This is a genomic window from Bradyrhizobium sp. SZCCHNS3052, assembly GCF_032484495.1.
Lineage (GTDB): Bacteria > Pseudomonadota > Alphaproteobacteria > Rhizobiales > Xanthobacteraceae > Bradyrhizobium.
Genome location: NZ_JAUETB010000003.1, coordinates 80,084 through 92,257 on the forward strand (window position 1 = coordinate 80,084; position 12,174 = coordinate 92,257).

The 12,174-nt window shown below is 65.5% G+C and carries 11 protein-coding genes; 5 read left to right on the forward strand and 6 right to left on the reverse strand.

Annotation, left to right across the window (positions count from 1 at the left end; all coding sequences use genetic code 11):
• Positions 1-2 precede the first annotated feature (2 nt).
• The 4 genes from QX073_RS11960 (at position 3) to QX073_RS11975 (ending at position 3,708) form a co-directional block, all read left to right on the forward strand.
• Positions 3-767: an SDR family NAD(P)-dependent oxidoreductase gene (locus tag QX073_RS11960; RefSeq protein ID WP_315825944.1), complete on the forward strand. Its 765-nt coding sequence runs from the start codon at positions 3-5 to the stop codon at positions 765-767.
• Positions 768-1,025: 258 nt separating this feature from the next.
• Positions 1,026-1,445 (forward strand): thioesterase family protein, encoded by a 420-nt coding sequence (locus tag QX073_RS11965; protein ID WP_315825945.1) that lies wholly within the window; start codon positions 1,026-1,028, stop codon positions 1,443-1,445.
• 215 nt (positions 1,446-1,660) lie between these two features.
• Entirely contained in the window at positions 1,661-2,806 is a 1,146-nt protein-coding gene (locus QX073_RS11970; RefSeq protein WP_315713761.1) for an ABC transporter substrate-binding protein, read from the forward strand.
• 95 nt (positions 2,807-2,901) lie between these two features.
• The gene (locus tag QX073_RS11975; RefSeq protein ID WP_315825946.1) at positions 2,902-3,708 is read left to right on the forward strand and encodes a shikimate dehydrogenase; all 807 of its coding nucleotides are present in this window, start codon (positions 2,902-2,904) and stop codon (positions 3,706-3,708) included.
• A 29-nt stretch (positions 3,709-3,737) separates the two neighbouring features.
• Here QX073_RS11975 and QX073_RS11980 read toward each other — a convergent pair whose 3' ends face one another.
• From QX073_RS11980 to QX073_RS11990, 3 genes are read right to left on the reverse strand one after another with little or no spacing between them, the layout of a single operon-like run.
• On the reverse strand, positions 3,738-4,463 hold the full coding sequence (locus QX073_RS11980) for an ABC transporter ATP-binding protein (RefSeq protein ID WP_315713763.1): 726 nt from the start codon (positions 4,461-4,463) through the stop codon (positions 3,738-3,740).
• Positions 4,460-6,229, reverse strand: a complete 1,770-nt coding sequence (locus tag QX073_RS11985; protein ID WP_315825947.1) for a branched-chain amino acid ABC transporter ATP-binding protein/permease — start codon at positions 6,227-6,229, stop codon at positions 4,460-4,462. The genes QX073_RS11980 and QX073_RS11985 overlap by 4 nt, the downstream gene beginning before the upstream one ends.
• A gap of 3 nt (positions 6,230-6,232) precedes the next feature.
• Complete coding sequence (locus tag QX073_RS11990) at positions 6,233-7,273, reverse strand: branched-chain amino acid ABC transporter permease (RefSeq protein ID WP_315713765.1); 1,041 nt, start codon at positions 7,271-7,273, stop codon at positions 6,233-6,235.
• Positions 7,274-7,470: 197 nt separating this feature from the next.
• On the opposite strand from QX073_RS11990, the gene QX073_RS11995 reads away from it, so the two are divergent.
• Positions 7,471-7,977, forward strand: a complete 507-nt coding sequence (locus tag QX073_RS11995) for a MarR family winged helix-turn-helix transcriptional regulator (protein ID WP_315713766.1) — start codon at positions 7,471-7,473, stop codon at positions 7,975-7,977.
• An 18-nt stretch (positions 7,978-7,995) separates the two neighbouring features.
• Here the strand turns inward: QX073_RS11995 and QX073_RS12000 are convergent, their stop codons facing one another.
• The 3 genes from QX073_RS12000 to QX073_RS12010 all read right to left on the reverse strand — a co-directional run bounded on the left by QX073_RS12000 (position 7,996) and on the right by QX073_RS12010 (position 12,001).
• Complete coding sequence (locus QX073_RS12000; protein ID WP_316169547.1) at positions 7,996-9,276, reverse strand: glycerate kinase; 1,281 nt, start codon at positions 9,274-9,276, stop codon at positions 7,996-7,998.
• Between the two features lie 28 nt (positions 9,277-9,304).
• Entirely contained in the window at positions 9,305-10,528 is a 1,224-nt protein-coding gene (locus QX073_RS12005; protein ID WP_316169546.1) for an ABC transporter substrate-binding protein, read from the reverse strand.
• A gap of 249 nt (positions 10,529-10,777) precedes the next feature.
• Positions 10,778-12,001, reverse strand: a complete 1,224-nt coding sequence (locus QX073_RS12010; RefSeq protein ID WP_315753512.1) for an ABC transporter substrate-binding protein — start codon at positions 11,999-12,001, stop codon at positions 10,778-10,780.
• Positions 12,002-12,174: the final 173 nt, after the last annotated feature.

Sequence of the window (12,174 nt, forward strand, 5' to 3'; positions counted from 1 at the left end):
CAATGTTGTTGAAGGACCAGGCCGCCATCGTCACCGGCGGCGCCTCCGGCCTCGGGGCCGCCACCGCCCGCAAGCTCGCTGCGCAGGGCGCCAAGGTCGCGGTGTTCGATCTCAATGCCAAGCTGGCGGAGGAGGTCGCGGCCGAGATCAAGGGCGTGCCGGTGGTCTGCGACGTCTCGGACGCCGCCGGCGCGGAAGCGGCCGTTGCCAAGGCCGTCGAGGCGCTCGGCCAGCAGCCGCGCGTGCTGGTGAACTGTGCCGGCATCGGCGTCGCCAAGCGCGTCGTCGGACGTGACGGCCCGATGCCGCTGGCCGATTTCGAGAAGGTCATCAAGGTCAACCTGATCGGCTCGTTCAACATGCTGCGTCTGGTCACCAACGGCATGACCAAGCTGGAGCCGCAGGCGACCGGCGAGCGCGGCGTCGTCATCAACACCGCGTCCGTCGCCGCCTATGACGGCCAGATCGGACAGTCGGCCTATTCGGCCTCCAAGGGCGGCATCGTCGGCATGACCCTGCCGATCGCGCGCGAGCTCGCGCAGTTCGGCATCCGCGTGCTGACCATTGCGCCGGGCCTGTTCCTGACGCCGCTGCTCGCCAACCTGCCGCAGGAGGCCCAGGACTCGCTCGCCGCCGCGATCCCGTTCCCCCGCCGTCTGGGTCATGCCGATGAGTTCGCCGCGCTGGCGCTGCACATGGTCGAGAACGCCTACCTCAACGGCGAAGTCGTTCGCCTCGACGGCTCGCTGCGCATGGCGCCGAAGTAAGTGCGGCGCGCCGACGTCCACGTGGTTGTCATTCCGGGACGACGCGCCAGCGTCGGGCCCGGAATCCATTCGGCGTCTAGCACTGCTGAGAGATGGATTCCGGGCTCGCGCTCCGCGCGCCCCGGAATGACGACGTAGAGAAACGTAGGGTGGGCAAAGCGTAGCGTGCCCACCGCCGCTGAAAATGGTGGGCACGGCGCTGCGCGCCGTTGCCCACTCTCCAGATCGCTATCGGCGATGGTGTGAGGCTTTCAAGACATGTTCGTTCACCGCCGCGACGTGCAGATCCAGTGGGGCGACTGCGATCCCGCCAACATCGTCTACTACCCGCGCTATTTCGCGATGTTCGATGATGCAACCTCGGTCATGTTCGAGGCGGCCGGGTTCTCCAAGCAGGACATCGTCCGCCGCTACGGCCTGGTCGGCATCCCCATGGTCGACACCCGCGCCAAGTTCTACATCCCCTCGACCTATGGCGACTGGATCACGATCGAGAGCCGGATCGAGAGCATCAAGCGCTCGTCCTTCGACGTCACCCACAAGGTGTTCAAGGGTGAGGCGCTGGCCATCGAAGGGTTCGAGACCCGGGTGCTGGTCGGGCGCGATCCGGCCGACCCGGACAAGCTGAAATCGGCACCTTTCCCGGAGGAGATGCGAGCCAAGTTTCTCGGGGAATGAGGCGCGGAAATGGGTGCGACATGCGGCCGTCTTAAGGATGTTCAGCTGTCGTGCTTTGGTCGACTGGTGAGGAGTGATCTTCTCGTGTTCAATGCTATGATCACGTTTGGACACATATCGGCCGGTCGTGTTGGAAGATGCCCCAGACAGGGGGCGGGACTGCAAGCAGGATCGGCGGATCACGAGCTGAACCGAAAAGATTGAGGGAGGATTTTATGAGGAAGGCCTATCTGGCGGCGGCTGGCGTCATCGCGATGCTGGCATCAGCGCCGGCGCTGGCGCAGACCAGCGAGATCACCATCGGCATCACCACGACGACGACGGGGCCGGGCGCGGCGCTCGGCATCCCCGAGCGCAATGCGCTCGAGTTCGTGCCGAAGGAGATCGGCGGCGTGCCGCTCAAGGTGATCGTGCTCGACGACGGCGGCGATCCGACCACGGCCACGACCAACGCCCGTCGCTTCGTGACGGAATCGAAGGCCGATATCATCATGGGCTCGGCGCTGACGCCGCCGACCATCGCGGTGTCCAACGTCGCCAACGAGGCCGGCATTCCGCATTTCGGCCTGGCGCCGTTCCCGGTCACGCCGGAGCGGATGAAATGGTCGGTTGTGATGCCGCAGCCGGTGCCGATCATGGGCAAGGTGCTGTACGAGCACATGAAGGCGCACAACATCAAGACCGTCGGCTATATCGGCTACTCCGACTCCTACGGCGACCTCTGGTTCAACGATCTGAAGAATCAGGCTGTGCCGATGGGCATCACCATCGCCGACGAGGAACGCTTTGCGCGTCCCGACACCTCGGTCACCGGCCAGGTGCTGAAGCTGGTCGCCGCCAATCCGGACGCCATCCTGGTCGGCGCCTCCGGCACCGCCGCGGCGCTGCCGCAGACCGAGCTGCGCGAGCGTGGCTACACCGGCCTGATCTATCAGACCCACGGCGCCGCGAGCATGGACTTCATCCGTATCGCCGGCAAGGCGGCGGAGGGGGTGATCATGGCGTCCGGTCCGGTGATGTCGCCGGAGACGCAGGACGACAGCGCGCTGACCAAGAAGCCGGGCATGGAGCTGAACAAGGCGTATGAGGGCAAGTATGGCCCGAACAGCCGCAGCCAGTTCGCCGGCCATTCGTTCGACGCGTTCGAGATCCTCAAGCGCATCATCCCGGTGGCGCTGAAGACCGCCAAGCCCGGCACGCCGGAGTTCCGCGAGGCCATCCGCCAGGCGCTGCTGACCGAGAAGGATCTGGCGGCCTCGCAGGGCGTCTACAACTTCACCGAAAAGGACCGTTCCGGCCTCGACGACCGCGCCCGCATCATCCTGACGGTGAAGGATGGCAAATACGTCCCGGCGAAGTAACCGGACGGACGATATCTTCGAGTGAGGAAGGCCGGCTCGGTGAGCCGGCCTTTCGGCCATTTGGACGATGATCTTTGTCGTTTTGGGAGCCTACCATGATTCCCGCCCCCACCGGAGCCACGCGGCTCCACATCATCATCGGCGATCCCGTCGCGCAGGTGCGCGCGCCGGCCGGCGTCAGCCAGGCGTTCTCGGAGCGCGGCAGCGATGCGATCCTGGTTGCGGTCCAAGTCGCGCCGCGCGACCTGACTGACTTCCTGGCGACGATGACACGGGTGAAGAATCTCGACGGCATCGTCGCGACCATCCCGCACAAATTCGCCTGCTACCGCGCCTGTGCGACGGCCACCGAGCGCGCGCATTTCATCGGCGCCGTGAATCTGATGCGGCGTGGTCCTGACGGCCGTTGGCATGGCGACATGGTCGACGGCCTTGGCTTCATTGGCGCTGCGAAGGGGGCGAGCTTCGATCCTGCAGGCTGCCGCGCGCTACAGATTGGCGCGGGCGGTGCGGGCTCGGCAATCGCTTTGGCGCTGATCGATTCCGGCGTGCGCGAGCTTGCCATTCACGACAGCGATGCCGGACGCCGCGATGTGCTGATCGCGCGCCTCAACGAGCGGGGCAAAGGCCGCGCCGTTGTCGGCTCGATGAACGCAACAGGCTTCGACATGGTTGCCAACGCCACGCCGGCAGGCATGCAGCCCGGCGATCCTCTGCCGATCGACATGACGACCGTCAGCCCGTCGGCCTATTGCGGCTGTGTCATCACCCGGCCCGAGGTCTCGCCCTTCATCGCCGCTGCGCGCCAGCGCGGCTGCCTGACGGCGACCGGCACCGACATGTACCGGGCGCTGGAGCGCGTGATGGTCGATTTCCTGCTGTCGAAGGAGGCGCCCTCCTGAAGCAGCGCCTCACCCTATCGACATCAGGCTCAGCTCGCGGCCGCCTCGGCAAAGCCGAGATAGCTCGCCGCCACGCGCTCGTCGGTGGCGATCTCGCTGGCCTTGCCGTTGAGCACGAACTCGCCGAGCTCCATGACATAGGCGCGGTCGGCGACCTTGAGCGCGGCCTTGGCGTTCTGCTCGACCAGCAGCACCGAGACGCCTTCCTGGCGCAGCTTGGCGACGATTTCGAAGATGCCGGCGACGATGATCGGCGCCAGGCCAAGGCTGGGCTCGTCCAGCATCAGCATCTTTGGCGCGCCCATCAGCGCGCGCCCCATCGCCAGCATCTGCTGCTCGCCGCCGGAGAGCGTGCCGGCGAGCTGCTTGCGCCGCTCCTTGAGCTTCGGAAACAGCGTGTAGACGTGCTCGAAGCCGCGTGCGGCGTGGGCCTTCGACATTCTGAAAGCGCCGAGCTGCAGATTATCCTCCACGTTCATGGTGGCGAACAGCTCGCGATGCTCCGGCACCAGACAGAGACCGCGCGCGACGCGGTCCTCGATCTCCAGCCGGGCCATGTCCTCGCCCAGGAAGGAGACGCGACCCTTCAGCGGAAACACGCCCATGATGGCACTGAGCAGCGTGGTCTTGCCGGCGCCGTTGGCGCCGATGATGGTGACGATCTCGTTCTCGGCCACGGTGAGCGAGACCGAGCGGACCGCCTCGACCTTGCCGTAGGAGACATGGGCGTCGGTGACTTCCAGCAGCGTGCTCATGCGGTGGCTCCGAGATACGCCTTGATGACCTCCGGATTGGTCTTGATCGCGGCAGGTGTGCCCTCGGCGATCTTGGTGCCGAAATCGAGCACCACGATGCGGTCGGCGAGGTCCATGACAAATCCCATGTCGTGTTCGACCAGCAGCACCGACATGCCGCCGGCGCGGAGGTCGCGCAGCAGCGCGCCGAGGCGCTGCTTCTCCATGTGGCGCAGGCCGGCGGCCGGCTCGTCGAGCAGCAGCAGCATCGGATCCACGCACAGCGCGCGGGCGATCTCGACGATGCGCTGCTGGCCGAGAGACAACGAGCCGGCAAGCTGGTGCATCTGGTCGCCGAGCCCGACGCGCTCGATCTGCCGCGCGGCTTCCGCGAGCAGCTTGGCTTCGTCGCCGCGATCGAGCCGGAACATGCTCGTGAGCGCGTTGGAATGGCCGCGCAGATGCGCGCCGATCGCGACGTTCTCGAGCACCGTCATGTCCGGCACCAGCTTGACGTGCTGGAAGGTACGGGAAATGCCGAGCTTGACGACGTCCTGCGGCGGGGCGTTGCCGACGGCCTTGCCGAGCACCGAGATGTTGCCGGAGGTCGGCGGCAGCACGCCGGTGATCAGGTTGAAGGTCGTGCTCTTGCCGGCGCCGTTCGGGCCGATCAGCGCGACGATCTCGCGGGACTGGACATCGAACGAGACGTTGTTGACCGCGACCACGCCGCCGAACTGCTTACGCGCGTTGTCGACCTGGAGCAGCACGTTTGGAGTCGTCGCAGATCGCTCCCGCGCCGGCAGTTTGACCGACGTGTCCGGCTGCTTGGCAACCGGCTTGAAAGGCAGCCGCGCCGTCAGCCACGGCCACAGGCCGGTCGGGGCGAGCTGGAGAAGCGTGACGAGGAGAATGCCGAACACGATGGTCTCGAGTTGGCCCTCGCCATGCAGCAGCAGCGGGAGGTAGCTTTGCAGCACCTCTTTCAGCACGACGACGATCGCCGCGCCGAGCACGCCGCCCCAGACATAGCCGGCGCCGCCGACCACGGCGACGAACAGATATTCGATGCCGGCCTGGGCGCCGAACGGCGTCGGGTTCACGGCGCGGGTGAAGTGCGCATAGAGCCAGCCCGAGAGGCCGGCGAGCACGGCGGCATAGATGAACACCAGCAGCTTGGCGCGAGGTGCATAGACGCCGAACGCTTCCGCGGCGATGTGGCCGCGGCGCAGCGCGCGAATGGCGCGGCCGGTGCGGGAGTCCAGCAGGTTCATCGTCAACAGTGCGGAGATCAGAACGGCGGCCCAGATCGCGAAATAGATCGTGCCGGGATCGAGCATCTTGAGGCTGCCGATCGACAGCGGCGGGATGCCGGAGATGCCGTCGTTGCGGCCGAGGAAGGCGAGCTTGCTGAACAGATAGAACAGGCCGAGGCCCCAGGCGAGCGTGCCGAGCGGCAGATAGTGGCCGGACAGCCTGACCGTGACGAGGCCGAGCAGAACGGCGGCGAGGCCCGACACCAGCAGCGACAGCGGCAGGGTCAGCCACGGCGATACGCCGTAATTGGCCGACAGCACCGCAGTGGTGTAGGCGCCGAAGCCGACAAAAGCGGCCTGGCCGAACGAGGTCAGACCGCCGACGCCGGTCAGCAGCACCAGCCCCATCGCGACCAGCGCCGACAGGCCGATATTGTCGAGCAGCACGATCCAGAACGGCGGCATGCCCGGGATGAACGGGATCGCCGCGACGATGACGGCAAAGATGATGAGAGGCCAACGCTCGCGCACGGCTCAATCCTTCTCTTCTTCGACCGCGGGCGCGGCGAGCGAACGCAGCAGCAGAACCGGGATCAGCAGCGTGAAAACGATCACCTCCTTGAAGTTGGAGGCATAGAACGAGGAGAACGCCTCGACGATGCCGACGACGAGCGCGGCGACCGCAGTCAGCGGATAGCTGATCAGGCCGCCGATGATCGCGGCGATGAAGCCTTTGAGGCCGATCAGGAAGCCGGTGTCGTAATAGAGCGTCGTGATCGGGACGATCAGGATACCCGAGAGCGCGCCGATGGTGGAGGCCAGCAGGAACGCGATCTGGCCCGACAGCGTGGTGCGGATGCCGACGAGGCGGGCGCCGAGCCGGTTGACGGCGGTGGCGCGCAGCGCCTTGCCGTAGAGCGTCAGGCCGAAGAACAGCCAGAGGCCGACGATGAAGGCGATGGTGATGCCGTAGACCGCTATGCCCTGCCCGGTGAAGCGCAGCGAGCCGAGCGTCGCCGTGGCATTGAGCAGGGTCGGGCCACGCTGACCCTCGGCGCCGAAGAACAGCAGGCCGAGGCCCTGCAGTGCGAGGTGAACGCCGACCGAGGCGATCAGCAGCACCAGCACCGAGGTGTGCGCGAGCGGCTGGAACACGATGCGGTAGAGCGACAGGCCGATGCTGGCCACGATCAGCAGCGACAGCACCAGGCTGACGCCGGCGGGCATGCGCTGGTTCGCCGCCCACATGCTGGCGAGCAGAATGACGACAGGGAGGGCGACGTTGAGGCCGAAGGTGCGCGCGATCTTCGGCGCGTGCAGCGTCTTGCGCATGGCGTAGAGGTCGAAGGCGAAGGCCGCGAGCCCGATCACGACGGCGAGCTTCGCGGTGCCCGGCATTTGGCCGGCAGCGAGCGAGGCATAGGTGAGGGCGCCGTAGGTGACGAATTCGCCCTGCGGGATCAGGATCACCCGGGTGACGGCAAACACCAGCACGAGCGCCAGCCCGAGCAGCGCGTAGATCGCGCCATTGGTAATGCCGTCCTGCAACAGGAACAGCAAGATCGTTGTGTTCAAGACAGGACGCTCCCCCTCTGTGGTGACCGGGCGCGGCCGGCGCCCTGCGCCGTCCGCCGGTCTTGGGCAGTTGAATTGGGCTGCCCGTGTTTGATATAGTGGATAACAATTATCGATTATAATCTCAAGGCCGCTGTTCCGGCTGCGGCATTCGAGACCAGGGATGGAAGCAAATGCGATGAATTTGGCGGACCGTGATGGCCGATAGCGCCAAGCCCGTCAGCAAGAGGGAAAGCCGCAAGGAAGCTGCCGTAGCGGCCGACGAGACGCAAGCGGTCCAGCTCGGCGAGCTGTCGGATCTGCTTGGCTATGTGCTGAAACGGGCGCAGTTGAAGGTGTTCGAGGACTTCCTGCGCTGCGTCGCGCCGCTGCAACTGACGCCGGCCCAGTTCTCGGTGTTGCTGCTGCTCGACGCCAATCCGGGCCGTAACCAGACCGAGATCGCCAACACCCTGGGCATCCTGCGGCCGAACTTCGTGTCCTTGCTGGACAGCCTCGAGAGCCGCGACCTGTGTGCGCGGGTGCGTTCGGCCAACGACCGGCGCTCGCACATCCTGATGCTGACCGAGAAGGGCCGCGCCGTGCTGGCCCGCGCCAAGAAGCTGGTGGTGTCGAAGCACGAGGCGCGGCTCAACGAGCTGCTGGGCCCGGATGGCCGCGACGCGCTGCTGGCGATGCTCACCAAGATCGCGGAGGAGTTCTGAAGGACGCAGTCGCGCCCTTCAATCGACCAGGATGACCCTGACGTCGTTCACGTTGGTGAGCGTCGGTCCGGTCTGCAGCAGGCCGCCGGTCGCGGCGAAGAACGCGGTGGCGTCGTTGTTGGCGAGATAGGCCTGCGGATCCAGCCCCTGCGCCCGCATCGCGGCGATGACCTCGGCATCGACAAGCGCACCGGCCGGATCGGAGGCGCTGCCGCCGCCGCCATCGGCGCCGTCGGTGTCGCCGGCGAGCGCCGCGACGCCCTCCATGTCCTTGAGGAGGTCGGCGAGCGCCAGGGCATATTCCTGGTTCGGGCCGCCGCGGCCCTGGCCGCGCACCGTCACGGTGAGCTCGCCGCCGGAAATGATCGCCATGCGGCGGCCGAGCGCGCGGGCCTCGCGCGCCAGTTTGGCGTGATCGGCCGCGACCTCGCGGGCCTCACCCTCGAGATCGGCGCCGAGATCGAGCACGTCGTAGCCCGCGGCCTTGACGCTGGCCACGGCCGCCTCCAGCGAGCTGGCGGGGCGCGCGATCAGCTCGAACGAGGCGCGGACGAAGGCGGCATCGCCGGGCTTGCAGCTCTCATTGGCGGCATCATCGAGCGCCCGACCGATCGCCGGGTCGACCTCGAGCTTGTATTTGGCGACGATGCCGCGGGCATCGGCCAGCGTGGTCGGATCGGGCACCGTCGGACCCGATGCGATCGCCGAGGGATCGTCATGCGGCACGTCGGAGATCGCCAGCGTCACGATCTCGGCCTTCTGCCCGGCCCGCGCCAGCCGGCCGCCCTTGATTCGCGACAGATGCTTGCGGACCGTATTCATTTCGCCGATCGGTGCGCCCGAGCGGAGCAGCGCGCGGGTCAGCTGCTGCTTCTGCGCGAAGCTGACACCGTTCACCGGCGCGACCCAATTGGCGGACCCACCACCGGAGAGCAGCACCAGCATCAGGTCGCCGGGCTCGGCGGTTGCCGCCAATTGCAGCGTCTCGTCGGCGGCCTTCAGCCCGGCCTCGTCCGGCATCGGATGTCCGGCCTCGATCACCTTCACCCGCCGGGTCGGCACACCATGGCCGTGGCGGGTGGTTGCGATGCCGGTCAGCTTCGCGGGATCGAACCCGAGCGTGTCCAGGTAATGGCGCTCGGCCGCGAGCGCCATCGCGGCCGCGCCCTTGCCGGCGGCGAGGCAGATGATTCGTCCTTTGGGAGCCGCCGGCAGGAATGCCGGCAGCACGACGTCGGGATGCGCCGCGGCGACGGCGGCATCGAAGATTGAGCGCAACAACGGACGGCGGCTGGTCATGCGGCGCCGCCCGTCTGCCGTGCAGAGCCTATTTCAGCTCGCCGCTCATGACCTCGCCGAACAACTGCCAGCGCTCGCCCTTGAACTGCATCAGCTGCAGCTGCTCGATCGGCTGGAAGTCGTCCGGACCGGTGGTCAGCGTGATGCCGGGCAACAGCCCGCCCTGCGCAAACTGCTTCAGGCCTGCCGCCTGCTTCATGACATTGGCGCGGGTCAGTTCGTCGCCGCATCGCTTCAGCACCTCGACCATTGTGGTGGCGATGTTGTAACCGGTCAGCGCCGACGAATCCACGGGGTTGATTTCCGGCAGATATTTGGCGAGCAGCTCCCTGAACGCGCCAAGACCGGGGTCGTTGGCCCATTGCGGATCGGAGGCATCCTTGGCATAGGCGGCCGAGATCACCCCTTGCGAGTTCTCGACGCCGGCCGGCCGCATCACCGCCGCGGTCGAGGCGCTGACATTCGAGATGATGGTGAGCGGCTTCCAGTTCATCTCGCCGAGCTTCTTGATCGCCTGTGCGCCGGATTTCGGTGTGGTGAACAGCACGACGATGTCCGGATTGGCCGACTTCATCTTGACGATGTGCGACTCGATCGTGGGCTCGGCGATCTCATAGCTCTCCTCCAGCACCACGCGGGAGGTGTCGCCAAGGCCGTCCTTGAGACCCTTCAGATAGTCCTTGCCCATGTCGTCGTTCTGGTAGAGCACTGCGATCTTGCCGGTCGGCTGCTGCGCGGTGAGATATTTGGCATAGATGCGGGCTTCCGACTGATAGCTCGGCAGCCATCCCATGGTCCACGGATTGGTCTTGGGCTCGTTCCATTTGGTGGCGCCGGTCGCGACGAACAGCTGCGGCACCTTCTTGGCGTTCATGTATTTCTGGATCGCCGTGTTAGGCGCAGTCCCGAGCACACCGAACAGGAAGAGCACCTCGTCGCTCTCCACCAGCTTGCGCGCCTGCTCGACGGTCTTTGGCGGCGAATAGGCGTCGTCGTAGGAGATGAAATTGATCTTGCGACCGTTGATGCCGCCCTCGTCGTTGACCTTCTTGAACACTGCCGACATCGCCTTGCCGACCGAGCCATAGGCCGAGGCCGGGCCGCTATAGGGCACGATGTTGCCGATCCTGATCTCGGTGTCGCTGGCTCCGGTGTCGTATTTCTTGTCGGCATGGGCGCTGCCGGCAGCGGCGCCAACCAAGGCGAGACCGAGCATGCTGGAGAGCGTGCGGCGGGTGAGGGCAGTGGTCACGTGGGGACTCCTTCTCGGCCTTGGAGCTTGGCCTTGTTGTTGGATCCGCCCGCAAGGCGGGCGACTCGTTTCACTCCGGACGAGTCCCCATAGCGCAGCCGCGCGCTCGGCGTAACCGCCGCCGCTGCATGACCGCCTCTCTTTCAACTCCTAGCTTAAGAAATTATTGGCAAAGACAGCAAAGATGCTTGGAGAGAGCGCCGCCTGCGGCGGGAGGCCGCAGGAGGCGGTTTCAACTGCGTTCCGTCGTTAGCCGCCGACGTCGGCGGAGATCACGTCGCCGAACAGCTCCCACTTCTCGCCCTTGAAGCGCATCAGTTGCAGCTGGCTGACGGGTGCGAAGTCGGTCGCCGAGGTGTTGATCGTGATGCCAGGCAGCAGCATCTCGGTGCGGAAGTTGCGCAGGGATGCGGCCTGCTTCATGACGTTCTCGCGGGTGAGGTTGTCGCCGCACTGCTTCAGCACTTGGACCAGCGTCTGCGCGACGCTGTAGCCGACGACCGTTCCGCCGTCGAGCTTGTCGCCATCGGGAAAATCCTTGGACATGAAGTCGAGGAATTGCTTCATCCCGGTATCGTCCTTCCATTGCGGATCGGAGACGTCCTTCAGATAGGCCGCCGAGATGATGTCCTGCGAATTCTCATAGCCAGCCGGCTTCAGGACGCTGCCGACGGAGGCGGAGACGTTGTTGAGGATATGCAGCGTCTTCCAGTCGATCTCCTTGACCTTCTTGATTGCCTGTGCCGCAAATTTCGGCGTGGTGATGTTCACGAATACGTCGGCGCCGGTGGACTTGAGTTTGACAATGTGATTGTCGATCGAGGGTTCGGCGGTCTCGTAGCTCTCCTCCATCACGATCATTGAGGCGGCCTTGGCGCCAAGCCCGTCCTTCAGCCCTTTCAGATAGTCCTTGCCGTAATCATCGTTCTGATACAGCACAGCGATCTTGGCGTCCGGCTTTTCCTTCAGCAGATATTTTGCGTAGATTCGGGATTCGCTCTGGTAGTTGGGCTGCCAGCCCATGGTCCAGGGGAAATCCTTCGGGTCGTTCCACTTGGTGGCGCCGGTGGCGACGAACAGTTGCGGGACCTTCTTCGAGTTCATGTATTTGTGGATTGCCGAGTTCGGCGGCGTGCCCAGCGAATTGAAGATGAACAGCACCTCATCGCTCTCGACCAGCTTGCGTGCCTGTTCGACCGTCTTTGGCGGCGAATAGGCGTCGTCATAAGAGATGAAGTTGATCTTGCGACCGTTGATGCCGCCCTCGGCGTTGATCTTCTTGAAGTAGGCCGCTTCCGTCTTGCCGATGATGCCGTAGGCAGAGGCCGGCCCGCTATAGGGCATGATGTTGCCGATCTTGATCTCGGTGTCGGAGGCGCCGGTGTCGTACTTCTTGTCGGCGGCGATTGCGGAGCTCGAGGCGAGGACGATGGCGGCGGCCGAGGCGAGGGCGGCCCTTCGCGTGATCATCATGGTGCGTTTCTCCCGTGTTGGTTCTGGATGACGTGCCGTGGCCTCCTTGACGGAAGCTCTCGTGTGTCGGGGGACTATAGCAGAGCCGCCGCGGCGTGGTTGCGACATCACGGCACGGTCCGTGTTTTATCGGTCCGCGTCCGCGCAACATCTGCGCAGTTGCGAGAAGTGCG